Genomic DNA, 23,443 nt, shown 5'->3' with positions numbered 1-23,443 from the left:
CATGGAGTCGCCCCGCCTGGTTTTCCTGCTTCCCCAAGCCGCGCGCCGCCTGCTGGCCGTCTGGGCCCTGGGCAGCGCCGGCCTGGTCGCCGCGCAAGGTGCCGCCCCGGTGGCCGGGGCCGCGCCGGAGCGCGGCGTCAACGAGTGGCTCATGCGCATGCACGAGGCCTCGCGCCAGCGCAACTATGTGGGCACCTTCGTCGTGTCCTCCAACGCCGGCGCCATGTCCACTGCCCGCATCTGGCACGCCTGCGACGCCGAGCAGCAGGTCGAGCGGGTGGAGAGCCTGACCGGGGCGCCGCGGTCCACCTTGCGCCGCAACGACGAGGTCGTGACGCTGTGGCCGGAAAAGCGCGTCGCCCGCACCGAGCGGCGCGATTCGCTGGGCGTCTTCCCCGACCTGCTCAAATCCAGCGGCACTGCGATCGCCGAGTTCTACACCGCGCGCCGCACCGGCAGCGACCGGGTGGCCGGCTATGACGCCGACGTGGTGCACATCGCGCCCAAGGACGGGCTGCGTTTCGGCTACCGCATCTGGAGCGAGAAGAAAACCGGCTTGGTGGTCAAGCTGCAGACCCTGGGCGGCGGGGGCGAGGTGCTGGAACAGGCGGCTTTCTCCGAGCTGCAACTGGACGCACCGCTCAAGGCCGACAAGCTGGCCGAGCTGATGGCGCCGCCGCCAGGCTGGCGCGTCGAGCGTTCCGACGCGGTGAAGACCGACGCCGCCGCCGAAGGCTGGGCGCTCAAGGCCAGTCCGCCGGGCTTCAAGCCGATGAGCTGCTACCGACGCCGCGGCAGCGCCGCCGAAGGCACGGTGCAGTGGATCTTCTCGGACGGCCTGGCGTCGGTGTCGCTGTTCATCGAGGGCTACGACCGCCAGCGCCACTTGCAGGAAGGCCTGTTCGCCGCCGGTGCCAGCCAGACCCTGACGCGCCGCGTCCAGGACTGGTGGCTCACCGCGGTGGGCGAGGTTCCGCCCCAGACCCTGCGCGCCTTCGCGCAGAACCTTGAGCGCCGCAAATAAGCCCCCATCTGTGGCCCGGCCGGCCGAGGTGGCGCGTCGGCGGCGAACCAATCCGCCCCGCTGCGGCTCAGAGCCTGCAGCCGGGCCTTGCTCCCGTCTTGCTCTTTCACTAGAGGTGGATATGTTCCGGATCGAATGGAAAACCCTGAGGATGCGGCTGGCCGTGTCGGCACTGGCCGTTGGTGCCGCGGTGGCGCTGGTTCCGGCGCAGCCGGTGCTGGCGCAGTCGGCGCCCAACCGGCAGGGCGGCAACCTGCCCGACTTCACCGAGCTGGTGGAGCAGGTGGGACCGGCGGTGGTCAACATCCGCACGCTGGAGCGCGCCCGCAGCAACCCTGGCGGCGGCGGCGGCGGCGGCGGCGGCGGCCAGTTGCCGCCCGGCATGGACGAGGAGATGCAGGAGTTCTTCAGGCGCTTCTTCGGCCAGCCGCTGCCCGGCGTGCCGCGCCAGGGGCCGCGCCCCGACCGCCCCCAGGAAGAGGAGGCGCGGCCGCGCGGCGTAGGCTCCGGCTTCATCCTGACCCAGGACGGCTTCGTGATGACCAACGCCCACGTGGTCGAGGGGGCGGAAGAGGTGATCGTGACGTTGCCGGACAAGCGCGAGTTCAAGGCCAAGGTGGTGGGCACGCCGGACAAGCGCACCGACGTCGCGGTGATCAAGATCGACGCCACCGGCCTGCCGGCCGTGCGCATCGGCGACGTCAGCAAGCTCAAGGTGGGCGAATGGGTGATGGCGATCGGCTCGCCGTTCGGACTGGAGAACACCGTGACGGCCGGCATCGTGAGCGCCAAGGCCCGCGAGACCGGCGACTACCTGCCCTTCATCCAGACCGACGTGGCGATCAACCCCGGCAATTCCGGCGGGCCGCTCATCAACATGCGCGGCGAGGTGATCGGCATCAACAGCCAGATCTACTCGCGCTCGGGCGGCTTCATGGGCATCTCGTTCGCGATCCCCATCGACGAGGCGATCCGGGTGGCCGACCAGCTGCGGGGCCCCAGCGGACGCGTGGTGCGCGGCCGCATCGGCGTGCAGATCGACCAGGTGACCAAGGACGTGGCCGAGTCGCTCGGCCTGGGCCGTCCTCAAGGCGCACTGGTGCGCAGCGTGGAAGCCGGATCGCCGGCCGACCGGGCTGGCATCGAGGCAGGCGACATCATCACCCGCTTCGACGGCAAGACCATCGAGCGCGCCACCGACCTGCCGCGCCTGGTGGGCAACACCAAGCCGGGCAGCCGTTCCAGCCTGACGGTGTTCCGCCGCGGCGGCACGCGCGAGCTGAACATCCAGGTGGCGGAGATCGAACCGGAAAAGCCGGTGCGCCGCGCCGCCGCGCCGGAGGAAAAGCCCAAGGGCTCGGCCGCCGCCCAGTCGGTGGGCCTGGCCGTCAGCGACCTGAGCGACGCGCAGAAGAAGGAGTTGAAGATCAAGGGCGGCGTACGGGTGGAAGCCGCCACCGAGAGCGCGGCTCGTGCCGGGATCCGCGAAGGGGACGTGATCGTGCAGATCGGCAATACCGAGATCAACAGCGTGCGCGAGTTCGACGCGGTGGTCGCCAAGGTCGACAAGACCAAGCCCATCCCGGTGCTGCTGCGCCGCGGCGAACTGGCCACCTACCTGCTGATCCGGCCGTCACGCTGAGCGCCTGAGCCGCTTCAAGGCCCCAGCCCGTACTCGGGTTTGGGGCTTTTTCATGCCTTCTCCAGCAGGGCAAAAAATAAAAAACAACTCAGCAGTTAGTCAACCCAAAAGTTTGCGGTTGCTCACTTCCGGCTTCCGATTATCGGGTTTGGGTAGAATCAGATGGGCTCAACCGCTCATTACTGCATAAGCCCGTTGGTATTGCCCACGATACGGGATGTGAACCGCATGGTCACAGAGCTTCCACAAGTCGCCCACATCTTGTCCTCGCGGTTGCTCATGAAAAATGTTGATAACCTGTGCATAGAAACCATGTTGCCGACCCGCAACGAGGCTTTGCCCCGCCCGGCCCGGCTGTACGGTCCGGGCTTTTTGCCTACAATGAAGCTCCAACCTTCGCAGTTGCCATAGATTGTTGGTTCAGGGCGCGTCGCCACCAGACGCGCCCTTTTTTCTTGCCCGCTGTCGTTTGAATTCAATCACTTAAGCGTTCCCGTTGATGAATCACATCAGAAATTTTTCGATCATCGCGCACATCGACCACGGCAAATCGACGCTGGCCGACCGCCTGATCCAGCGTTGCGGCGGGCTGTCGGACCGTGAGATGGAAGAGCAGGTGCTGGACTCGATGGATCTCGAAAAAGAGCGTGGGATAACCATCAAGGCGCAGACCGCCGCACTGAAGTACCAGGCCCGCGACGGCCGCATCTACAACCTCAACTTGATCGACACGCCCGGCCACGTCGACTTCTCGTACGAGGTGTCGCGCTCGCTGTCCGCATGCGAGGGCGCGTTGCTGGTGGTGGATGCGAGCCAGGGCGTGGAGGCGCAGACGGTGGCCAACTGCTACACCGCTCTCGACCTGGGCGTGGAGGTGGTGCCGGTCCTCAACAAGATGGACCTGCCGCAGGCCGATCCCGACAACGCCAAGCGCGAGATCGAGGACGTGATCGGCATCGACGCGTCCGAGGCCATCCCGTGCTCGGCCAAGACCGGCATGGGCATCGACGACATCCTGGAGGCTATCGTGGCCAAGGTGCCGGCGCCGCGCGGCAAGTCCGACGGCCCGCTGCGCGCCATGATCATCGACAGCTGGTTCGACAGCTACGTCGGCGTGGTGATGCTGGTGCGCGTGGTCGACGGCCGCCTGGCCAGGGGCGAGCGGATCAAGCTCATGGCCACCGAGGCCAGCTACGAGGCCAACCAGCTGGGGGTGTTCACCCCGGCGAACGAGTCGCGCGACGCGCTGGAAGCGGGCGAGGTGGGCTACGTCATCGCTGGCATCAAGGAACTGCAAGCCGCCAAGGTGGGCGACACCGTCACCCTGATCAAGCCCGGCACCGGCGGCGCTGCGTTCAGCGCCACCGAGCCGCTGCCCGGCTTCAAGGAGATCCAGCCGCAGGTGTTCGCGGGCCTGTACCCGACCGAGGCCAACCAGTACGACGCACTGCGCGACAGCCTGGAGAAACTCAAGCTCAACGACGCCTCGCTGCACTACGAGCCGGAGGTCAGCCAGGCACTCGGCTTCGGCTTCCGCTGCGGCTTCCTGGGCCTGCTGCACATGGAGATCGTGCAGGAGCGGCTGGAGCGCGAGTTCGACCAGGACCTGATCACCACCGCGCCCAGCGTGGTCTACCAGGTGGTCAAGGGCGACGGCGAGGTGATCATGGTGGAGAACCCCGCCAAGATGCCGGACCAGGGCCGCATCCAGGAGGTCCGCGAACCTATCGTGACCGTGCACCTGTACATGCCGCAGGAGTACGTCGGTCCCGTCATGACGCTGGCCAACCAGAAGCGCGGCGTGCAGATCAACATGGCCTACCACGGACGCCAGGTCATGCTCACCTACGAGCTGCCGCTGGGCGAGATCGTGCTGGACTTCTTCGACAAGCTGAAGTCGGTCAGCCGCGGCTATGCCTCGATGGACTACGAATTCAAGGAGTACCGCGCCTCCGACGTGGTGAAGGTCGACATCCTGCTCAACGGCGAGAAGGTGGACGCGCTGTCCATCATCGTGCACCGCAGCCAGGCCCAGTACCGGGGCCGGGCGGTGGCGGCCAAGATGCGCGAGATCATCAGCCGCCAGATGTTCGACGTCGCCATCCAGGCGGCCATCGGCGCCAACGTCATCGCCCGCGAGACCATCAAGGCGCTGCGCAAGAACGTGCTGGCAAAATGCTATGGCGGCGACATCACCCGCAAGCGCAAGCTCCTCGAGAAACAGAAGGCAGGCAAGAAAAGAATGAAGCAGATCGGCTCGGTCGAAGTCCCCCAAGAAGCGTTCCTGGCCATCCTGCAGGTCGACGAATGAGGGGCGCCGGACCGCTCCAAGCCCCGAAGGCCCCCTCGGGGGGCAGCGCCGCGGCTGCCGCCGCAAGCGTGGGGGCGCTGTGATGCCGGTGCTGACGGCGCTGGTGCTGGCGGGCTTCGGCGGCTACGCCGTGGCCTGGTACCTGGGGTTCGTGGAAGGCAACTTCGCCCTGCTGCTGTTCCTGGCCACCCTGGTCACCGGCCTGTACTGGCTGGCCGAGCGGCTGGTGTTCCTGCCCCGCCGGCGCCAGGCGGCCGCCCGCCTGGAGGCCGACGCCGGGCAGCGCAGCGCCAGTCTGGCGGCCCGGGGCATCACCCCCGACCACGGCGGCGACCTGGCCGCGGCGCGCCAGCGCCTGCTCATGCAGCCCTGGTGGCTGGACTGGACCGCCGGCCTGTTCCCGGTGATCCTGGCGGTGTTCGTGCTGCGCTCGTTCCTGTTCGAGCCGTTCAAGATCCCCTCCGGCTCCATGATCCCCACCCTGCTGGTGGGCGACCTGATCCTGGTCAACAAGTTCACCTACGGGCTGCGCCTGCCGGTGATCCACACCAGGCTGACCGAGGGCACGCCGCCCGCGCGCGGCGACGTGATGGTGTTCCGCTACCCGCCCCGGCCCAGCCTGGACTACATCAAGCGCGTGGTCGGCGTGCCCGGCGACGAGGTGGCCTACCTGAACAAGCGCCTGACCATCAACGGTCAGCCGGTGCCCACGCAGCCGGTGCCTGACTTCTTCGACCAGGACGCGATGCGCTACGCCCGCCAGTTCCAGGAGAGCCTGGGCGGCAAGACCTACCGGGTGCTCAACGACGAGGACCGGCCGGCCTTCGTCCCGGGGGCCGAGGACTACCCCTACAAGCAGAACTGCCGCTACAGCGTCGAGGGCCTGGTGTGCAAGGTGCCGCCCGGCCACTATTTCGTGATGGGCGACAACCGCGATAATTCGCTCGATTCGCGCTACTGGGGGTTCGTGCCCGATCGCAACATCGTGGGCAAGGCCTTCTTCGTGTGGATGAATTTCGGCGACTTCAAGCGCATCGGCAGTTTCGAGTGAGGAGAGAGGGCAATGATGAAATCGCGCAAATCCCGCCAAGCCGGCATTTCGTTCTTCGGGCTGGTCATCGTGCTGGTCGTGCTCGGCGGCCTCGCCGTGCTGGCCGCGCAGGTGTTCCCCACCTTGCTGGAGTACCAGGCTGCGCTGAAAGCGGTGCAGAAGGCCGCCAATGAAGGCAGCACGCCGGTGGACGTGCGCTCCATCTTCGACCGGGCGGCGCAGATCGACGACATCAAGTCGATCTCGGGCCGGGACCTGGAGATCACCAAGGTGAACGACCAGGTGGTGGTGCGGTTCGCCTACAACCGCGAAATCCACATGTTCGGCCCGGCCCACCTGCTGCTGAAATACACGGGCCAGTCCCGCACGACCCGGTGAACGGGGCCGTGTACCGGCGGTGAACCCGTCCGCGCCCGCGCTGGCGGCCCTGCAGGAGCGCCTGCAGCACCGCTTCCAGGACCCGCGGCTGCTGGCCCTGGCGCTGACGCACCGCAGCTTCTCCGCCGAGCACAACGAGCGCCTGGAATTCCTGGGCGACTCGGTCCTCAACCTGGCCGTGGCGGGCCTGCTGTACGAGCGGCTCAAGGACCTGCCCGAAGGCGAGCTGTCGCGCGTGCGGGCCAACCTGGTCAAGCAGGACACGCTGCACCAGCTGGCGGTGCGCCTGGGCCTGCCCGAGGTGATCCGGCTGGGGGAGGGCGAGATCCGTTCGGGCGGCAGCAAGCGCCCCTCCATCCTGGCCGACGCGCTGGAGGCGGTGGTGGGTGCGGTCCACCTCGACGCGGGCTATGCCGCGGCCGAATCCCTGGTGCGCCGGCTGTTCCAGGACGTGGACATCAGGCCCGAGATGAAAGCCGCCGCCAAGGACCCCAAGACCGAGCTGCAGGAATGGCTGCAGGGCCGCAAGCTCAAGCTGCCGGTCTACCGGGTCGCCGGAACTTTGGGTGCCGCGCACAAACAGACCTTCGATGTAGAGTGCGAGATTCCCGAACTGGGCGCCACCGAGCGGGGCATCGGCGCCTCGCGCCGCGCGGCCGAGCAGGCCGCGGCGGCGGCCATGCTGACCACGCTCAGGAGCCGCAATCTTTGATGGACGCGACCGACCCCACCGATGCAGGCCCGCAGCCGGCGAAGCAGGACAGCCTTGCGGCGCCGGTCGCGCAGCGCTGCGGTCTGGTCGCCATCGTCGGCAAGCCCAACGTCGGCAAGTCCACCCTGCTCAACGCGTTGGTGGGCCAGAAGATCAGCATCACCTCGCGCAAGGCCCAGACCACGCGCCACCGCATCACCGGCATCCGCACGGTGGGCCCGACCCAGTTCGTCTTCGTCGACACGCCCGGCTTCCAGACGCGGCATGCCACGGCGCTGAACCGCTCGCTCAACAAGACGGTGATGGGGGCCGTGGGCGACGTGGACCTGGTTTTGTTCGTGGTCGAAGCCGGCCACTTCACCCCGGGCGATGCCAAGGTGCTGTCGCTGCTCAAGCCCGGCATCCCAGCCCTGCTGGTGGCCAACAAGCTCGACCAGGTGCACCGGCGCGGCGAGATCGCGCCCTGGCTGCGCGACATGCAGCAGCGGCACGACTTCGCCGAGTTCGTCCCCATGTCGGCCAAGAACCCCAAGGACGTGCAGCGGCTGTTCGCCATCTGCGAGAAGTACCTGCCCGAGCAGCCCTGGTGGTATGGCGAGGACGAACTCACCGACCGCAGCGAGAAGTTCCTGGCGGGCGAGACCGTGCGCGAAAAGCTGTTCCGCTTCACCGGAGAAGAGCTGCCCTACACCTCCACCGTGGTGGTGGAGAAGTTCGAGGAGGAGCCCAGTCCCCAGCATGGGCGCATGGTGCGCATCGCCGCCACCATCGTGGTGGAGCGCGACAGCCACAAGGCCATGGTCATCGGCGATAAGGGCGAACGCCTCAAGCGCATAGGCACCGAGGCCCGGCAGGAGCTGGAGAAGCTGATGGGTGCCAAGGTGTTCCTGGAGATCTGGGTCAAGGTGCGCACCGGCTGGGCCGACGACGAAGCAAGGGTGCGCAGCTTTGGCTACGAGTAGCCGGCGCATTTCCGACGAGCCGGGCTTCGTCCTGCACCGCTACGACTGGAGCGAGTCCAGCCTGATCCTGGAGGTGTTCACCCGGCACCACGGCCGGGTGGCCCTGGTGGCCAAGGGGGCCAAGCGGCCCAGTTCCAACTTCCGGCCGGTCCTGCTGCCGCTGCAGCCGCTACGCCTGGCTTTCGGTGGCGATGCGGAGATCCGCACGCTCAAGGGCGCCGAATGGGTGGGCGGCCAGGTCATGCCCACCGGCGACGCCTTGCTGTCGGGCTACTACCTCAACGAGCTGCTGCTGCGCCTGCTGGCGCGCGACGATCCGCATCCCGGCCTGTTCGAAGCCTATGCGTCCGCAGTGCAGGTGCTCTCCTGGGAGCATGGCGAGGCGCTGCAGCCGGCCCTGCGAGCCTTCGAGCTGCTGCTGCTGCGCGAGATCGGCCTGCTGCCGGCGCTGGACATGCAGACCCTGGCCCTGGCACCGCTGCAGCCCGAAGGCCGCTACAGCCTGGTGCCCGAAGGGGGGCTGGTGGAAGCGGCCGCCGGCGACGGCCGCGCCAGCCTGAGCGGCGCGCAGTGGATGGGGCTGGAGCGCGCGCTGCGGCAGCCCGCGCCCTTCGGCGCCACCATCCGCGAAGCCGCGGCCGTGATCGCCGGCCTCAAGCCGCAGCTGCGCGCGCTGCTGCACTACCATTGCGGCGTGACCACGCTGCGCACCCGGCAGCTGATGATGGACCTGCAGGCCTTATGAACCACCCCCCCACCGCGCTCTCGGTCAACCTCAACAAGGTGGCCCTGCTGCGCAACAGCCGCCACCTGGGCATCCCCAGCCTCGAGCGCGCCGCCACGCTGTGCCTGGACGCGGGCGCGCACGGGGTGACGGTGCATCCGCGGCCCGACGCGCGCCACATCCGCGCCGACGACGTGCCCCTGCTGCACCGGCTGGTGGCGGCCCGGCCGGGGGCAGAGTTCAACATCGAGGGCAACCCTTTCCACAACCTGATGGACTTCGTGCGCGTCCTGCGGCCGCACCAGGCCACCTTCGTGCCCGACAGCGAGGGCCAGTTCACCAGCGACCATGGCTGGGACTTCCCGGCCGACGCCCAGCGGCTGAGGACGGTCATCGCCGAGGCGAAGGCGCTGGGCGTGCGCGTGAGCCTGTTCATGGATCCGCGGCCGGACCTGATGGCCGCGGCCAGGGCGGCCGGCGCCGACCGCATCGAGCTCTATACCGAGACCTATGCGCGCGCCTGGGGCACGCCGCGGCAGGCCGAGGTGCTGCGCGGCTTTACAGCGGCGGCCGAAGCGGCGCAGGCGGCCGGCCTGGGCATCAACGCCGGCCACGACCTCAACCGCGACAACCTGGCCGACTTCCTGCGCACCGTGCCCGGCGTGCGGGAAGTGTCCATCGGCCATGCCTTCATCGCCGACGCACTGGAGCTGGGCTATGCGGCGGCGGTGCGGGCTTATCGCGCCGAGATCGACAAGGCTTTCAGCCCGTGATCTACGGCATCGGCACCGACATCTGCGACGTGCGGCGCATCCGCACCTCCCTGGAGCGGCATGGCGAGCGCTTCGCGCGCAGGATCCTGGCCGACGGCGAGTTCGCCACCTGGCAGGCGCGCAGCAGGCGCTGGCCCGAGCGCGGTGTGCGCTACATCGCCACGCGCTTCTCCGCCAAGGAGGCTTTCAGCAAGGCCATCGGCCTGGGCATGCGCCTGCCCATGAGCTGGGCGCTGTGCGAGATCGCCAAGCGGCCCAGCGGGCAGCCGGTGATCGTGCTGCACGGCGGGCTCAAGGACTGGTTCGAGGCGCAGGGCCTGGTGGCCCATGTGACCGTGACCGACGAAACCGATTACGCCGCCAGCTTCGTGGTGGTGGAGAAAAAGGAAGACCCCACCCCATGACCGAACATGCGCCCGTCATCCTGGACGTGGCCGGGCTGCAGCTGACCGATGCCGATCGCCGTCGCCTGGCCCACCCGCTGTGCGGTGGCATGATCCTGTTCGCCCGCAACTGGCAGGACCGCGAGCAGCTGGCCCGTCTGTGCGCCGAGGTCAAGGCCGTGCGCGAGGACCTGCTGATCTGCGTGGACCACGAGGGCGGCCGCGTCCAGCGCTTCCGCACCGACGGCTTCACCCGCCTGCCGCCCATGCGCGCCTTCGGCGAGCTGTGGATGCGCGACGGCGGCAAGGGCGCGAGCGCGATGCAGGCCACCGATGCCGCAACGGCGGCCGGCTACGTGCTGGCCGCCGAGCTGCGCGCCTGCGGCGTGGACTTCAGCTTCACGCCGGTGCTGGACCTCGACTGGGGCGGCAGCGGTGTCATCGGCGACCGCGCCTTCCACCGCGATGCGCGGGTGGCCGCGCTGCTGGCCAAGAGCCTGGCGCACGGGCTGTTGCAGGCCGGCATGGCCAGCTGCGGCAAGCACTTCCCCGGCCATGGCTTCGTCAAGGCCGATTCGCACGTAGCCATTCCCGTCGACCAGCGCAGCCTGAAGGCCATCCTGGCCGACGATGCCGCGCCCTACGGCTGGCTGAGCAGTTCGCTGTCCAGTGTGATGCCCGCGCACGTGATCTACCCGCAGGTGGACGCGCGGCCTGCGGGCTTTTCCAGCCGCTGGCTGAACGGCATCCTGCGCGGCCAGCTGGGCTTCCAGGGCGCGGTCTTCAGCGATGACCTGAGCATGGCCGGCGCGCGGGTGATCGAGGGCCGGCAGGTGGGCTACACCGAAGCCGCCGTCACGGCGCTGAACGCCGGCTGCGACATGGTGCTGCTGTGCAACCAGTCGGTGGAAACGGAGGGCGGCGCCGCCGTCGATGAATTGCTGGAGGGGCTGGCCGCGGCGCAGGAGCAGCGCCAGTGGCAGTCCAGCGAGGCCAGCGAGCAGCGCCGGCTGGAGCTGCTGCCGGCGCGTCCGGCGTTGTCCTGGGATGCATTGATGGCCGAGCCGCGCTATATGCGCGCGCTCGATCTGCTGCCCTGACTGCTCTCCTTTCGACAGCGACCGACGTGAACCTCAGCTGCTCCGGGCGCGCCCGGATGCGTACGCCAGCCCCGACGCGACGCCGCCGAACAGGTCGCCCTCCACCAGCGGCACGCCGGGAAAGGCTTGGCGCAGGGAGTTCTGGAAGGTCTTGAGGGCCGATGAGCCGCCGGTGAGGTAGACGGCGCCCAGGCGTTCACCTGGCACGCCGGCGCGGCGCAGGCATTCGTGCGCGCAATCCACCACTTGCCCCAACAGGGGCTGCAGCTGCAAGGCCATGTCGCCACCGGTGAGTTCAGCCTGTAGACCAGGTTCGACCGCGGCCAGGTCGATGAGCGCCGTGCCGCCCGTGTTGGAGCAGTCGATCTTGGCCTGCTCCACCTCGCCGGCGATCCGATGGCCCAGGCGCCGCTGCAGCACGGCCAGCAGGCGTTCGTACAGGCGCAGGTCGCCGTAGTTGGCGCGCAGGGCACGCACTTGGGCCAGGGTGCGCGGCGCATGGAGGAAGTTGATCAGGTGCCAGGTCGCCAGGTCCATGAAGACCCGGCTGGGCACCTCCCGGCCCTGCGGCCCGCGATGGCCGAATCCCAGCAGGGGCATGACGCGCGCCAGGTTCAGCCTGCGGTCGAAGTCCGTGCCGCCCAAGTGCACGCCGCTGGTGGCCAGGATGTCGTCGGCCCGGTCTGCCCGCCGGATCCGGTCGGGCCCCAGCCGAACGACGGTGAAGTCCGAGGTGCCTCCGCCCACGTCGACGATCAGGACCACGGCCTCGGCGGCCATGCGGCGCTCGTAATCCAGGGCCGCGGCGATCGGCTCCATTTCGAAGCCCACCTCCTGGAAGCCGGCCGCCAACGCCGCTTGCTGCAGCGCCTCCTGCGCTTGGCGGTCGCGCTCCGGGGCATCGTCGACGAAGTGCACCGGGCGGCCCACCGTCACCCGTGCCGGCAGGGCACCCAGCTGGCGGCGGGCGCGCTCGCCCAACTCGGCGAGGAAGCGCGCGATGATGTCCGTGAAACGCATCTCGCCCCAGCCGATGGCCGTGTGCTCCTGCATCAGGCTGCTGCCCAGCAGGCTCTTGAGCGAGCGCATCAGCCGTCCGTCCACCCCAGCCAGGTACAGGCCCATGGCCTCCCGGCCGAAGTGGACCGTCTTGTCTTCGGCGTTGAAGAACACGGCGGTGGGCAGCGCCGTGGCATCGCCTTCCAAGGGCAGCAGGCGGGCCGTGCCGTCGGGCCTGACGGCGGCGACCGCCGAATTCGACGTGCCGAAGTCGATGCCCAGGGCCCCGGGGGCCCGGCTCATTCCCGGCGCAGCGCCGGGAACAGGATCACGTCGCGGATGCTGGGGCTGTCGGTGAGCAGCATCATCAGCCGGTCGATGCCGATGCCGCAGCCGCCCGTGGGCGGCATGCCGTACTCCAGCGCGCGCACGAAGTCGTGGTCGAAGAACATGGCCTCGTCATCGCCCGCGTCCTTGGCGTTGACCTGGGCGGCGAAGCGCGCCGTCTGTTCCTCGGCGTCGTTGAGCTCGGAGAAGCCGTTGCCGAACTCGCGTCCGGTGATGTACAGCTCGAAGCGCTCGGTCACCTCGGGCCGCTGGTCGTTGGCGCGGGCCAGCGGCGAGATCTCCGTGGGGTGCTCCATGATGAACGTGGGCTGCCAGAGCTTTTCTTCCACCGTCTCCTCGAAGTACAGCACCTGCAGGCTGGCCAGCGAGCGGCCCGCCAGCCCGTGCTTCTCCTCGGTGAGGCCGGCCTTGCGCAGTGCGCCGGTCAGCCAGTCGCGATTGTCGACGTTGTCGCCCGCCCCGGTGTGCGCGACGATGGCCTCGCGGATGGTCAGCCGCGCGAAGGGCTGCGCCAGGTCCACCGGCCTGCCGCCATAGGTGAGTTGCAGGGTACCCACCGCTTTCTGGGCCGCGTCGCGCACCAAGGCTTCGGTGAAATCCATCAGGTCGCGGTAGTTCCAGTACGCCGCGTAGAACTCCATCATGGTGAACTCGGGGTTGTGGCGCACCGAGATGCCTTCGTTGCGGAAGTTGCGGTTGATCTCGAACACGCGCTCGAAGCCGCCGACGATCAGGCGCTTGAGGTACAGCTCGGGTGCGATGCGCAGGAACATCTCCTGGTCCAGCGCGTTGTGGTGCGTCACGAAGGGCCGTGCGTTGGCTCCGCCGGGAATGGGGTGGAGCATGGGCGTCTCCACCTCCAGGAAGCCGTGCTGCACCATGAAGTCGCGGATGCCGGCCACGGCCTTGCTGCGCGCGACGAAGCGCCGGCGGGCGTCCTCGTCGGTCATCAGGTCCACGTAGCGCTGGCGGTACTTGACCTCCTGGTCGGCCACGCCGTGGAACTTGTCCGGCATGGGCCGCAGGCTCTTGGTGAGCAGCCGGATGGACGTGGCGTTGACGGACAGCTCGCCGGTCTTGGTCTTGAAGACCTTGCCCTCGCAGCCCACGACGTCGCCCAGGTCCCAGTGCTTGAAGGCGGCGTACACCTCCTCGCCCACGCCGTCGCGGGTCACGTACACCTGGAGGCGGCCGGTGGCGTCCTGCAGGGTGGCGAAGCTGGCCTTGCCCATCACCCGCTTGAGCATCATGCGGCCGGCGACGCGCGCGGTGATGCCCTCGGCTTCCAGTTGCGGTGCTTCCTTGTGGCCGTGCCGCTGCAGCAGCGTGGCCGCGTGGTCGGAGGGTTTGAAGTCGTTCGGGAAGGCGACGCCGCCACCGGCCTTCTGCGCTTCGCGCAAGGCCTTGAGTTTTTCGCGGCGCTCGGCGATCAGCTGGTTGTCGTCAGGAGCCGGATTATGCGAACTGTGGACGTCGGACATGTGGAAGCGGTGCGCCAGCGATCCACAGGGGCGGATGATCGCGTGGCCGGGCAGGCAAAAGGCAAGATTGTAAGTTCGGGCCTGGAGCGCCTCAATGCGCCCGCCCGACCCATAGGCTCAGCATTAGCAGCCCCGCGAGCGACAAGCCGCCGAATGCGGCGATGTGCAGCTGTGGTGACAGCGACAGTCCCAGCACGAATGGCAGGATCAACAGCAGCAACTGCAGCAGGTCATAGCAGATCGCGGCAACTGAGAAAGCGCTTGCGCGACCCTGCTGAAAGGGAAGGTGGCTTAGCGATGCCAGAATGCAGGCGCCTGCTTGCCAAGCCACCACCGGAAGCAGGTAAGGCAACAGACCGCTCCACGCCGAGGACAGCATGTCGAGGTGCAAAGCGATGGCGCAAGCCAGGCCCAGCATGGTCGTGACTGCCGCCCCTCCCATTCCGGCTCTGAGGGAGGCCCGCCGATGCGGCGTGTTTTGCGCCAGCAGAACTTGCGCCCAAGCCGCGTGCGTAACAGCCGGAACGAATCCCAGAATCCTTAGGAGCACGGCCAAGTAGCCTGCCTCCGCCGCACCGTGCATACGGTGCCACACGATGAGAATCGAAGTGCCGATCAATGCATCGGCAGCGGTATGGGCCAGCCGCAAGGCCGTGCTGCGGTTATCACCCTGTGTGATGACCGCGGAAGAAGCGCCCTGGATGCGCGGAATCCGAGCGCTGCGCAGCGGAAGCAGCCACAGCGTACCCAGGACATAGCCGGCCGTCACCGACAGCAGCAGAGCGCTCACGTGCGCCCCCGGCCAGAACCAACCGAGCGCCAGCGCGACAAGCAAGGTCACCAACGGTGGCGCTATCCGCACCGAGGCGATCGAAAGCGGATGCCCGATGCGCAGCGTCAGCGGCTGAGCCAGATACCAGCCGAGCTGCAGAACGGCTATGAGCGTGGTCCAACCCAAGGCATGCAGCAGTGCGCCCGGTTCACTCATTCTTACCGCGACCCAAGCCAGTGGCAGCAGCAACAGCCAGCGGCCCAGGCTGGCGGCCAGAAGGCGGCGCAGTGCTTCCAGCGGCGGCTGGTGCACGTCCGCGAGCAGCTTGAGCGGCCCTTGAGCCAGTGCCAGCGTCATCCAATAAAACGCGATCTGGGTCAAGACCGAGAACTCGCCCACCGCTGCGGGCGGGAACAATTTAAGCAGCACCAGCCCAAGGAGTACCTGCAGACCAAGGGCCGCGGCACTGGACAGCGCCACCCAGGCGGAAGTTCGTCCTAATGTCATGGTTCCACGCCAATGGTCCGCCAGATGTGCAGATCGCCGAGCAGGCGAGGCCAAGCAAGCGCGCGCACGTCGACCACCGCTGCTGTCGCCTGAGCCTGAGCCTGCAAGGCTTTGGCCAGGTCCTGCATGACGCTGCGCGGGTCTGCGGGTGCGGCCAGGTAACTGAAGTCGCCTCCGCGCTGACGCGCGAAATCGCGCACCCAGGGATAGTCGGTCGAGAGCACGTGCAAGCCGCAAGCGCAGTATTCCAGCAGCTTGGTCGAAGTCTGCAAATTGAAGGGCGCGCGGTCAGGCACCAGATTCAAGCCTACGCGTGCCCTTCGCAGCAAGGAAGGCACCTGGGCATGCGGAACCCTACCGGTCACCGTCCTCAATGCGGTGGGCCCAAGGCGTTGCGCCAAGTCGTCCGGCAGCTGACCGACCAGCAATACCCGCAAGCCTGCGAGTTCCAAGGCATCAAACACCCGTAGAAAGCCCCGCAGCCGGCGCATTTCGCCCAGGTAAACGAAATCGTGGTCCGGCGTCACCCCGTGTGGCGGCATCTCCAGAAACGCCGGAGCCACGCCCATGTCGCGCAACTCCGAAGGCCTGCCATCCCGGAAGTCAAAGCGGCGACGTACCCATTCGTTCTGGAAGATTCGATAGTCGGGCCGTGGCTGAAGGTAACGCTTGACGCGATCCTTCAGCCAGGCAAAAGGCGGTACTGACGCGGAAGAATACTCATGCACGTGGAACGCACCCGGTGCCGAATGGGAAATGGCTGCAGGCACACGGCCGCACATCCACCAGACCACCTGTGCATCGGCCGGGATGGTGCCGACGTGCGTATGAAGGCACGCCTGGTGGCCCAGGGCACGAAGAAAGGAATCGTAGGCGTCCAGCTCGGGTAGATAGGCCTGCGCAAGCCGAACGAAGTGGACCTTCATCGTCCTGCCGCCGAGGACAGCAATCGTTCCCAGCGCCCTACAAAGTCTTCCATCCGATGTCTTGCCAGTACGCGCTCCATGTCTGCTTGCAGGCGCCGTCGCGGCATCGCGCACACCGCCAACACCGTCTGGGCAATCGCCTCGGCGCAGGCGTCGCGGGCGAGCAAGTAGGGGGCATCGTCACCCAGCATCTCGCGCAGCGGCCCGATGGGCACGCCCACGCAAGGCACGCCTGCCGATATCGACTCCAAAACCGACATCGGGTAGCCTTCGTAGCGCGACGTCATCAAGGTCAGGTCCCAGCCCCGGTACAGGTCCGGGCCATGCGGCCGAGCGCCACCGAAGGCCAGGCGGCCCGCCTGCAGCAGGTCTTGCCCGAGTTGTTGCAGCTCGGAGAGCAGAGGACCGTCGCCCAGCAGCGTCAGCTCATATTTTCGCGGCAGCCGTCGCAGGACCTCCAGCAACAGTTCCGGATGCTTCTGAGCGGACAGTCGCCCGACGAAGGCCAGCCGCACGCGGGAAGACTCGTCGATGCGGCCCTCCCGCGGTGCGGCGGGAGCAATGGTGGCGGTGTGTACCGCATTGGCCACTACGCTCAAGTCGGCGCCCGGGCGCACCTGCTGGCCCAAGAAACGCCTGAGCGACAGGCGGGACTGTTCAGAAACGAACACCATGAGCTTCAGACGCGCATAGAAGAAGCGCAGCCAGGCGCGCTTGAGCGGCGAAGCGGCCGAGAGTGCCAGAACCTCCTGGACCGGGCCGTGAAACCAAACCACGGTCGGTTTGCCCAACATGCGTCCCAGACCCCATCCGACGTAGGCCGGCCGGAAGTTGTGGCTCGCGAGGATCACGTCGCATCGCCGGGCCGATGCGAAGAGCTGCCGCCAGCCGCTTTCGGCCAGGCTCACCATCTCGACTCTCCAGCCCTGTCGCTGCAGCGCGAGGGCGAGCGCTCGGCAAATCGTGGTCACGCCGCCAAGTGCGTGGTTCTCCAGCAGCAGCAGAACGTTAGGTGCCAAGTGGAGCCGGGCCGATAATGACGGTATGCATGAAATCGGTGGCTATCTGTCCGGGAAATGCTTCAGTGACGATTTTGCCTACCAGCCGCAAATTATCGGGCATCACCAACCGCGTGGCGACCTGCTGACTGCCAGAGTGGCAGGCCGTCGTGTCCTGCATGTCGGTTTTGCGGACCATGTCCCATTGATTGCCAGGAGGGTGGCCGACGGCAGCTGGTTGCATGCGCGTTTGACGCGCAGTGCCAGCGTCTGCGAAGGCATCGACATCGACGCTGGCGCCGTGACCACTGCCCGCGGGCTTGGTTTTAACAACGTCCATGTCCTCGATGTCTTTTCCTCTGATGCCGCTGCGCAGTTGGCGCGCTGGGAGATGGACCTGGTGTTGGTGCCGGATGTCATAGAGCATCTGCCGGATCCGGCCGCGTTCCTGCGGCGCTTGGCGAGTTGCCTGCCTCGGGCCGAGTTCGTCGTCACCGTGCCCAACGCGCTTTCCCTTCGCAACGCGGTCCATGCCGTCCAAGGCGTGGAGCGGGTCAACACGGACCACCGGTCTTGGTTTTCCCCGTTCACCCTGCTCAAGGTGTTGGCCGACGCTGGTCTGCAATGCGATGGCCTGCATGGTTGCCCCGTCTCGGCGGCGTCGACGTTCAAAGGCAAGGCATTGAGGGCGGCTGTAAAGATGCGTCCGATCTGGTCCGATGTCCTTTTGGCCGAGGCGAAGGCCGTTCTCTAACGCGAACCGAAGCCCGTGAGGATGGTCCGCACCGTCTTGTAGGCGATCAGCAGGTCCAGCGCGACGGAGTAGTGCGCCACATAGTAGAGGTCGTAGCTGAGTTTCACCACGGTCTCTTCCTCGCTGCCGGCATAGCCTTGCTGCACCTGCGCCCAGCCGGTCAGGCCGGGGCGCACCAGGTGGCGGTAGGGGTAGGCGGCGATGCGGCTGGCGAAGCCCTGCACGAACTGGGTCTGCTCCGGGCGCGGACCGATCAGGCTCATCTCGCCGCCCAGCACGTTCCACAGCTGCGGCAGTTCGTCCAGCCGCCAGCGGCGGATCACCCGGCCCACGCGGGTGATGCGGTCGTCGCCCCGTTGCGCGAAGCGGGCGGGGGTGCCGGCGCCCTGATGGACCATGCTGCGGAACTTCAACAGGCAGAAGCTGCGTCCGTTGCGGCCGACGCGCTGCTGGCGGAACAGCGCCGGGCCGGGCGAATCCAGCTTGACGGCCAGGCCTACGACCAGCGACAAGGACAGCCACAAGGGCACGGTCAGCAGCACGGCGACCAGGTCGATGCAGCGCTTGGCGACGTCATACGCCGGGTTGCCGTCGATCTGCCAGAGTTCGTCCTGTCCGGCCGGGCTGACCTTGCGCCCGCTGAGCATTTCGGCCACGGACTCGATGCTGTACAGCCGCACGTGATCGAGCTTGAGCTGGCTGAGCAACTGTGTGCGGGCGGCGTCGGCCTGCACCTGCCGGTCCAGCACCACGCCGTCGAATTGCCAGCCCTGGTCCAGGACCAGCCCGCCCGCCGGCCAGGGCTCCAGCAGGATGGGCTGCCGTTGCAGGCATTCGGCGCCGACCAGGGCCTGCAGCTTCTGCGCGATCCCGGGGTCCAGGCAGACCAGCCGCTGCATGCTGCGTTCCCTGTGCAGCCACATCCCCAGCAGGTACCAGGCGGTGGACAGGCCATAGACCAGCAGCACCGCTCCGCGCGAGTACGGCTGCTGCAGCAGGGCAAACCCCAGGGGCGTGAGCAGGAACGGCACGGCCGTGGTGACCACCAGCAGGCTGCGGCGCTCGGCGCTGGGCAGCCCCGCGCCTCGGTACAGGAGGTGGCCGGTCAGCAGGTAGGGCAGGGCGCACCACAGCACCGTCTGCGGAAACTGGTGGGTGACCCAGTCGGCGTGCTCCAGGCCCAGGGCGATCAAATACCCCAGAAGCAAGGGCAGGGCGCCCGCCAGCGACCAGGCCAGCTGGATACCCTGGCGGTGCGCCGTCAGCGACGCCAGGCTGCTGCGTTCGGCCACGGTGGGCGCGCTACGGCTCATGGGCTGCAATTTGACCATAGAGGTTGAGCACCGCATCCACCATCGTGCCGGGCGTGAACAATGTCTCGTAGCGACGGCGGGCCCCCTGTCCCAGGCGCGAACGCAGTTCCGGTGAGGCCGCAAGCCGGGCCAGCGCCTGCGCCACGGCGGCAGGATCGTTGGGTACGAGCAACGCTTCCTGTCCGGTTCGCACCAGCTCGCGGATGCCCGGGAGGTCGCTGGCCACGATGGCCAGGCCGGACCGCATGGCTTCCAGCACGGAAATCGGCAGTCCCTCGTGGTCGGACAGCAGCACGAACACCTCATGCTGCGCCAGGCGCTCGGGCACGTCCGACACGTCGCCGGGAAACCGGGCCGCGGCCAGGCCGAACTCACGCGCCAGGGCCTGGCACTTCACCAGCTCGGGCCCGTCGCCGATCAGGGTCAGGAGGGCCTCGTGCCGCTGCTGGTCGCGCAACAGGGCGGCGGCCCGCAACAGCAGATCCGGCCGCTTGGGCGCGGCGAAGCGGGCCACCATCACGATGCGGGCCGGCTCGCGTGCCGGCGACGCCCGGTGAGGCGTGTCGACCACGGCGTTCGGGATGACGCTGACCCGTTGCGCCGGCAGGGGCAACCGGGCGGCCAGCGCCCGCTCGTGGTGCGACACACAGACCATCCGGCGGGTCAGGGGCGCCAGGGTCCACTCGGCCAGGAAGGCCATGCGGCGCTGCAGCGCAGGCGCCTGCGGCTTGAAGCCGAAACCGTGCACGGTGTAGACCACGGGGACCCGGGCGATCCAGCCGGCCAGCCGCGCGACCACGCCAGCCACGGCGCTGTGGGCGTGCAAAAGGTCGGGCGGCCTCTCGCGCAGCAGCCGCAGCAGGTCCCGCGTCGCCCTCGCGACCGCCCAGGGCGACAGGGAGTTGCGCAGGGCGGGCAGGGTACGCGTGGGCACGCCGGCTTGCCGCAGGGCCCGGGCCAGCGGAGAGTCGGCCGAGGTCCCGCCGATGACCACGTTTATGTCGGCGCGGCCCGCCAGCGCCTGGCACAGCGCCAGCACATGGGTCTGTGCGCCGCCGGTTTCCCCCTTGGTGATGACCAGCATCACGCGCGGTGCGACGCGCGGCTCCGCCACTCAGCCTCCGTAGCCCGCCGGGTTTTGCGCCTGCCAGCGCCAGGCGTCCTCGCACATGCGCTCCAGCCCGAGCCGGGCCTGCCAGCCCAGGTGCTGCAGGGCCCGGCCGGCGTCCGCGTAGCAAACGGCCACGTCCCCAGGGCGCCGGTCGGCATAGCGGTGTGCGACGGCGCGTCCGGTGACGCGCTGGAAGGTGTCGAGCATCTGCCTGACACTGACGCCGCGGCCGGTCCCCAGGTTGACCGTGATGCCCGTCCCCTTGCGCTCCAGGTAGCGCAAGGCGGCCAGGTGACCCTCGGCCAGGTCCATGACGTGGATGAAATCGCGCACGCCGGTGCCGTCCGGCGTGGGGTAGTCGCTGCCGAAGATCTGCAGGCTCTCGCGCTGCCCGCCGGCCACCTGCACCAGGTAGGGCATCAGGTTGGCGGGCGTGCCCCGCGGCGACTCGCCGATCAGGCCGCTGGGGTGGGCGCCGACCGGGTTGAAGTAGCGCAGGATGGCGATGTGCCAACGCGGATCCGCCTGGGCCAGGTCGCGCAGCATGTCCTCGCACATCAGCTTGGAGCGACCGTACGGGTTGGTCACCGCCAGCGGCGCGGTCTCCGGGATGGGGCTGGCGCTGGCATCGCCGTACACCGTCGCCGAGGAGCTGAAGACCAGGCGCCGTACGCCGGCCCGTTCCATGGCCTGCAGCAGGGTGACGGTGCTGCCCAGGTTGTTGTCGAAATACCGCAGCGGCTGCGCCACGGACTCGCCCACCGCCTTGAGGCCGGCGAAATGGATGACGCCGTCGATGCGGTGCCGGGCGAACACGCCGTCCAGGGCCGCCGCGTCGCGCGCGTCGGCCTGCACGAACTCCGGCCGGCGGCTGCAGACGCGCTCCAGCCGGTCCAGCACCAGCGCGCTGCTGTTGCACAGGTTGTCCAGGATCACCACGTCCAGCCCGGCCTGCATCAGCACCACGGCCGTGTGCGAGCCGATGTAGCCGGCACCGCCGGTCACCAGGACGCGGGCGTTCATGCCGCTCAGGCGATCCCCATCCGCGCCAGCACGTCGCTCACCAGCTCCAGGCGCACCAGGGGGTTGTCCAGTTCCATCATGCGCTGCTTGAGCGCCACCGGCAGCGGCAGCAGCTCGCACCAGCGGTTGGCCACCCAGCCGCAGTCCTGCAGGCGCCAGGGGCCCTGGATCGGCAGCTGGTCGGCCGATTCGGCTTTTTCCTGCAGCGACCGGATCACCTTGCCCAGCGCATCGGCCGTGCCCTGCAGGTCGGGCGGCACCGGGACGGACAGGTCGTCGCCCAGGCTTTCCACGTCGGCCACCCACAGGCCGTGCTTGAGCTGGTCGCTGGCGGTGATGCGAAAGCGCCGGGTACCGCTGGCGCGGATCATCATCAGCCCGGGCCGGGGCGTTTCCAGCGCGCTGATGGTGGCCAGCGTGCCGACGGTCGCGAACGCCTCGCGGCTGCCCGGCTGCCGCACCTCCTGGCCCTGGGTCAGCGACACCACCCCGAAGGGTGCGCCGGCCTTGTGGCAGCGGCCGATCATGTCCAGGTAGCGCACCTCGAAGATGCGCAGCGGCAGCAGTCCGCCCGGAAAGAGCACCGTGCCCAATGGGAACAACGGGAGGGACTGCAGGGTGAGGGCGGCGGGCACTGGCGATCCGTTTCTGCCCGCTATCATCCCACGACCTTCAAGACCCGGCCCCATGCTCTATCAAATCGTCTCATTCCTGCTCGACGTGGTGGTGGGCTTGCTGGGCGGCGCCTGCCTGCTGCGCCTGTACATGCAGCACCAGCGCATCTCCTTCGGCAACCCCGTGGGACGCTTCGTGTTCGCGCTGACTGATTGGCTGGTGCTGCCCCTGCGCAAGGTGCTGCCGGCGGTCGGGCGCTGGGACACGGCCAGCCTGATGGGCGCCTACCTGCTGGAGCTGGCGCAGTACGCCTTGTTGTGGCTGTTGCTGGGACGCGGGCGCGGCGCCGAGCTGATCCCCGTGCTGGCCCTGTTCGGCCTGCTGCGGCTGGCGATCTCGGCGCTGATCGGGCTGGTGATCGTGGCCGCCATCCTGTCGTGGGTGCGCGCCGATTCGCCCATCGTGGACGTGATCGAGCGCCTGGCCGCGCCGGTGCTGCGGCCCTTCCGCCGCCTCATCCCGCTGGTGGGCGGGATCGACCTGTCGCCGCTGGCCTTGCTGGTGGTGCTGCAGGTGGCGCTGATCGTGCTGGCCTCGGTACAGGCCGCGCTGATCGGCTAGCCTGCCCGCAGCGGCCTTCAGCTCACGGCGTCGGCCGGCTGGCGCTGCAGCATGGCCAGCGCGCTGGCCACCGTCTTGCGCAGCTCGCGGCGGTCGCAGATGAAGTCGACGGCGCCCTTCTGCTGCAGGAACTCGGCGCGCTGGAAGCCTTCGGGCAGGGTCACGCGCACGGTGGATTCGATCACGCGCGGGCCGGCGAAGCCGATCAGGGCCTTGGGCTCGGCGATCACGATGTCGCCGACAAAGGCGAAACCGGCGCTGACGCCGCCCATGGTGGGGTCGGTCAGCACGCTGATGTAGGGCAGGCCCTTCTTGGCCAGGCGCGTGAGCGCGGCGTTGGTCTTGGCCATCTGCATCAGCGAGAGCAGGCCTTCCTGCATGCGAGCGCCGCCGGTGGCGGTGAAACACAGGAACGGCACCTTCTGCTCGAGAGCCGTCTCGACGCCGCGCACGAAGCGCTCGCCGACCACGCTGCCCATGCTGCCGCCCATGAATTCGAACTCGAAGGCCGCGGCCACCAGGGGGATGCTGTGCACCGAGCCGCCCATGACGATCAGGGCGTCGGTCTCGCCGGTGTTCTCCAGCGCCTCCTTCAGCCGCTCGGGATAGCGGCGGCTGTCCTTGAACTTGAGCGCGTCCACCGGCAGGACCTCCTGTCCCACCTCATAGCGCCCCTCGCCGTCGAGGAAGACGTCGAGCCGGGCGCGGGCGCCGATGCGGTGGTGATGGCTGCAGCTGGGGCAGACGTTCTGGTTCTGTTCCAGGTCGGTCTTGTACAGCACGGTCTCGCAGCTGGGGCACTTGATCCACAGGCCCTCCGGAACGCTGCGGCGTTCGGTCGGGTCGGTCGGCTGGATCTTCGGCGGCAGCAGTTTTTCTAGCCAGGACATGGGGGTTCCTCCTTCGCAAAAATCG

General features: G+C 68.3%; 23 protein-coding genes. 13 read left to right on the top strand and 10 right to left on the bottom strand.

From position 1 onward, the window contains the following. Position 1 precedes the first annotated feature (1 nt). The 11 genes from RTA_RS14570 to nagZ all read left to right on the top strand — a co-directional run bounded on the left by RTA_RS14570 (position 2) and on the right by nagZ (position 11,060). Positions 2 to 1,024 (top strand): MucB/RseB C-terminal domain-containing protein, encoded by a 1,023-nt coding sequence (locus RTA_RS14570; RefSeq protein ID WP_041675617.1) that lies wholly within the window; start codon positions 2 to 4, stop codon positions 1,022 to 1,024. A gap of 121 nt (positions 1,025 to 1,145) precedes the next feature. Then, a complete protein-coding gene (locus RTA_RS14565; RefSeq protein WP_013902179.1) occupies positions 1,146 to 2,666 on the top strand; it encodes a DegQ family serine endoprotease in 1,521 nt (506 codons plus the stop codon). A 499-nt stretch (positions 2,667 to 3,165) separates the two neighbouring features. Then, the gene (gene lepA / locus RTA_RS14560) at positions 3,166 to 4,977 is read left to right on the top strand and encodes a translation elongation factor 4 (RefSeq protein WP_013902178.1); all 1,812 of its coding nucleotides are present in this window, start codon (positions 3,166 to 3,168) and stop codon (positions 4,975 to 4,977) included. 82 nt (positions 4,978 to 5,059) lie between these two features. Further along, positions 5,060 to 6,028 carry a signal peptidase I gene (lepB, locus tag RTA_RS14555; protein WP_013902177.1) on the top strand — a complete coding sequence of 323 codons (969 nt, stop codon included), beginning with the start codon at positions 5,060 to 5,062 and terminating at the stop codon, positions 6,026 to 6,028. Positions 6,029 to 6,043: 15 nt separating this feature from the next. Continuing rightward, positions 6,044 to 6,406, top strand: a complete 363-nt coding sequence (locus RTA_RS14550; protein ID WP_041676456.1) for a DUF4845 domain-containing protein — start codon at positions 6,044 to 6,046, stop codon at positions 6,404 to 6,406. A gap of 19 nt (positions 6,407 to 6,425) precedes the next feature. After that, the gene (gene rnc / locus RTA_RS14545; RefSeq protein WP_013902175.1) at positions 6,426 to 7,118 is read left to right on the top strand and encodes a ribonuclease III; all 693 of its coding nucleotides are present in this window, start codon (positions 6,426 to 6,428) and stop codon (positions 7,116 to 7,118) included. Continuing rightward, a complete protein-coding gene (era, locus tag RTA_RS14540) occupies positions 7,118 to 8,080 on the top strand; it encodes a GTPase Era (RefSeq protein WP_013902174.1) in 963 nt (320 codons plus the stop codon). The genes rnc and era overlap by 1 nt, the downstream gene beginning before the upstream one ends. Then, positions 8,067 to 8,825: a DNA repair protein RecO gene (recO, locus tag RTA_RS14535; protein WP_013902173.1), complete on the top strand. Its 759-nt coding sequence runs from the start codon at positions 8,067 to 8,069 to the stop codon at positions 8,823 to 8,825. Before era ends, recO begins: the two co-directional genes overlap by 14 nt. Continuing rightward, the gene (locus RTA_RS14530) at positions 8,822 to 9,577 is read left to right on the top strand and encodes a pyridoxine 5'-phosphate synthase (RefSeq protein WP_013902172.1); all 756 of its coding nucleotides are present in this window, start codon (positions 8,822 to 8,824) and stop codon (positions 9,575 to 9,577) included. Before recO ends, RTA_RS14530 begins: the two co-directional genes overlap by 4 nt. After that, positions 9,574 to 9,981, top strand: coding sequence for a holo-ACP synthase (acpS, locus tag RTA_RS14525; protein WP_013902171.1), 408 nt, complete (start codon positions 9,574 to 9,576; stop codon positions 9,979 to 9,981). Before RTA_RS14530 ends, acpS begins: the two co-directional genes overlap by 4 nt. Continuing rightward, entirely contained in the window at positions 9,978 to 11,060 is a 1,083-nt protein-coding gene (nagZ, locus tag RTA_RS14520) for a beta-N-acetylhexosaminidase (RefSeq protein ID WP_013902170.1), read from the top strand. The genes acpS and nagZ overlap by 4 nt, the downstream gene beginning before the upstream one ends. A gap of 33 nt (positions 11,061 to 11,093) precedes the next feature. On the opposite strand, the gene RTA_RS14515 is transcribed toward nagZ, so the two are convergent. The 5 genes from RTA_RS14515 to RTA_RS14495 form a co-directional block, all read right to left on the bottom strand. Further along, complete coding sequence (locus RTA_RS14515; protein ID WP_013902169.1) at positions 11,094 to 12,362, bottom strand: Hsp70 family protein; 1,269 nt, start codon at positions 12,360 to 12,362, stop codon at positions 11,094 to 11,096. Further along, positions 12,359 to 13,888: a lysine--tRNA ligase gene (lysS, locus tag RTA_RS14510; protein ID WP_013902168.1), complete on the bottom strand. Its 1,530-nt coding sequence runs from the start codon at positions 13,886 to 13,888 to the stop codon at positions 12,359 to 12,361. Before lysS ends, RTA_RS14515 begins: the two co-directional genes overlap by 4 nt. 91 nt (positions 13,889 to 13,979) lie before the next feature. Then, entirely contained in the window at positions 13,980 to 15,167 is a 1,188-nt protein-coding gene (locus tag RTA_RS14505) for a hypothetical protein (RefSeq protein WP_041675616.1), read from the bottom strand. Then, entirely contained in the window at positions 15,164 to 16,093 is a 930-nt protein-coding gene (locus RTA_RS14500) for a glycosyltransferase (RefSeq protein WP_013902166.1), read from the bottom strand. Before RTA_RS14500 ends, RTA_RS14505 begins: the two co-directional genes overlap by 4 nt. After that, positions 16,090 to 17,004 carry a glycosyltransferase family 4 protein gene (locus tag RTA_RS14495; protein ID WP_049871295.1) on the bottom strand — a complete coding sequence of 305 codons (915 nt, stop codon included), beginning with the start codon at positions 17,002 to 17,004 and terminating at the stop codon, positions 16,090 to 16,092. The genes RTA_RS14500 and RTA_RS14495 overlap by 4 nt, the downstream gene beginning before the upstream one ends. A gap of 133 nt (positions 17,005 to 17,137) precedes the next feature. Here RTA_RS14495 and RTA_RS14490 point away from each other — a divergent pair, with 133 nt between their 5' ends. After that, entirely contained in the window at positions 17,138 to 17,845 is a 708-nt protein-coding gene (locus RTA_RS14490; RefSeq protein ID WP_013902164.1) for a class I SAM-dependent methyltransferase, read from the top strand. Here the strand turns inward: RTA_RS14490 and RTA_RS14485 are convergent. From RTA_RS14485 to RTA_RS14470, 4 genes are read right to left on the bottom strand one after another with little or no spacing between them, the layout of a single operon-like run. Beyond that, positions 17,842 to 19,158, bottom strand: coding sequence for a sugar transferase (locus RTA_RS14485; protein WP_049871294.1), 1,317 nt, complete (start codon positions 19,156 to 19,158; stop codon positions 17,842 to 17,844). The genes RTA_RS14490 and RTA_RS14485 overlap by 4 nt on opposite strands. After that, positions 19,148 to 20,242: a glycosyltransferase gene (locus RTA_RS14480; RefSeq protein ID WP_041676453.1), complete on the bottom strand. Its 1,095-nt coding sequence runs from the start codon at positions 20,240 to 20,242 to the stop codon at positions 19,148 to 19,150. Before RTA_RS14480 ends, RTA_RS14485 begins: the two co-directional genes overlap by 11 nt. 30 nt (positions 20,243 to 20,272) lie before the next feature. Further along, on the bottom strand, positions 20,273 to 21,292 hold the full coding sequence (gene galE, locus RTA_RS14475; RefSeq protein WP_013902161.1) for a UDP-glucose 4-epimerase GalE: 1,020 nt from the start codon (positions 21,290 to 21,292) through the stop codon (positions 20,273 to 20,275). Positions 21,293 to 21,297: 5 nt separating this feature from the next. After that, positions 21,298 to 21,954: an LON peptidase substrate-binding domain-containing protein gene (locus RTA_RS14470; protein ID WP_013902160.1), complete on the bottom strand. Its 657-nt coding sequence runs from the start codon at positions 21,952 to 21,954 to the stop codon at positions 21,298 to 21,300. A 25-nt stretch (positions 21,955 to 21,979) separates the two neighbouring features. Between RTA_RS14470 and RTA_RS14465 the strand changes: the two genes are divergently transcribed. Then, a complete protein-coding gene (locus RTA_RS14465; RefSeq protein ID WP_013902159.1) occupies positions 21,980 to 22,528 on the top strand; it encodes a YggT family protein in 549 nt (182 codons plus the stop codon). 17 nt (positions 22,529 to 22,545) lie between these two features. On the opposite strand, the gene accD is transcribed toward RTA_RS14465, so the two are convergent. Next, positions 22,546 to 23,418 carry an acetyl-CoA carboxylase, carboxyltransferase subunit beta gene (gene accD, locus RTA_RS14460; RefSeq protein WP_013902158.1) on the bottom strand — a complete coding sequence of 291 codons (873 nt, stop codon included), beginning with the start codon at positions 23,416 to 23,418 and terminating at the stop codon, positions 22,546 to 22,548. Positions 23,419 to 23,443: the final 25 nt, after the last annotated feature.

Origin of the sequence: Ramlibacter tataouinensis TTB310, assembly GCF_000215705.1 — a bacterium.
Classification (GTDB): domain Bacteria; phylum Pseudomonadota; class Gammaproteobacteria; order Burkholderiales; family Burkholderiaceae_C; genus Ramlibacter; species Ramlibacter tataouinensis.
This window is presented reverse-complemented; position numbering and strand designations above follow the sequence as displayed.

Excerpts from the sequence above, each read along its gene's own strand:
- RTA_RS14570 (WP_041675617.1), top strand. The coding sequence starts at position 2 with ATGGAGTCGCCCCGCCTGGTTTTCCTGCTTCCCCAAGCCGCGCGCCGC.
- RTA_RS14565 (WP_013902179.1), top strand. The coding sequence starts at position 1,146 with ATGTTCCGGATCGAATGGAAAACCCTGAGGATGCGGCTGGCCGTGTCG.
- lepA (WP_013902178.1), top strand. The coding sequence starts at position 3,166 with ATGAATCACATCAGAAATTTTTCGATCATCGCGCACATCGACCACGGC.
- lepB (WP_013902177.1), top strand. The coding sequence starts at position 5,060 with ATGCCGGTGCTGACGGCGCTGGTGCTGGCGGGCTTCGGCGGCTACGCC.
- RTA_RS14550 (WP_041676456.1), top strand. The coding sequence starts at position 6,044 with ATGAAATCGCGCAAATCCCGCCAAGCCGGCATTTCGTTCTTCGGGCTG.
- era (WP_013902174.1), top strand. The coding sequence starts at position 7,118 with ATGGACGCGACCGACCCCACCGATGCAGGCCCGCAGCCGGCGAAGCAG.
- RTA_RS14530 (WP_013902172.1), top strand. The coding sequence starts at position 8,822 with ATGAACCACCCCCCCACCGCGCTCTCGGTCAACCTCAACAAGGTGGCC.
- nagZ (WP_013902170.1), top strand. The coding sequence starts at position 9,978 with ATGACCGAACATGCGCCCGTCATCCTGGACGTGGCCGGGCTGCAGCTG.
- RTA_RS14515 (WP_013902169.1), bottom strand. The coding sequence starts at position 12,362 with ATGAGCCGGGCCCCCGGGGCCCTGGGCATCGACTTCGGCACGTCGAAT.
- lysS (WP_013902168.1), bottom strand. The coding sequence starts at position 13,888 with ATGTCCGACGTCCACAGTTCGCATAATCCGGCTCCTGACGACAACCAG.
- RTA_RS14505 (WP_041675616.1), bottom strand. The coding sequence starts at position 15,167 with ATGACATTAGGACGAACTTCCGCCTGGGTGGCGCTGTCCAGTGCCGCG.
- RTA_RS14500 (WP_013902166.1), bottom strand. The coding sequence starts at position 16,093 with ATGAAGGTCCACTTCGTTCGGCTTGCGCAGGCCTATCTACCCGAGCTG.
- RTA_RS14495 (WP_049871295.1), bottom strand. The coding sequence starts at position 17,004 with ATGGTGAGCCTGGCCGAAAGCGGCTGGCGGCAGCTCTTCGCATCGGCC.
- RTA_RS14490 (WP_013902164.1), top strand. The coding sequence starts at position 17,138 with ATGCATGAAATCGGTGGCTATCTGTCCGGGAAATGCTTCAGTGACGAT.
- RTA_RS14485 (WP_049871294.1), bottom strand. The coding sequence starts at position 19,158 with ATGAGCCGTAGCGCGCCCACCGTGGCCGAACGCAGCAGCCTGGCGTCG.
- RTA_RS14480 (WP_041676453.1), bottom strand. The coding sequence starts at position 20,242 with ATGCTGGTCATCACCAAGGGGGAAACCGGCGGCGCACAGACCCATGTG.
- galE (WP_013902161.1), bottom strand. The coding sequence starts at position 21,292 with ATGAACGCCCGCGTCCTGGTGACCGGCGGTGCCGGCTACATCGGCTCG.
- RTA_RS14470 (WP_013902160.1), bottom strand. The coding sequence starts at position 21,954 with ATGATAGCGGGCAGAAACGGATCGCCAGTGCCCGCCGCCCTCACCCTG.
- RTA_RS14465 (WP_013902159.1), top strand. The coding sequence starts at position 21,980 with ATGCTCTATCAAATCGTCTCATTCCTGCTCGACGTGGTGGTGGGCTTG.
- accD (WP_013902158.1), bottom strand. The coding sequence starts at position 23,418 with ATGTCCTGGCTAGAAAAACTGCTGCCGCCGAAGATCCAGCCGACCGAC.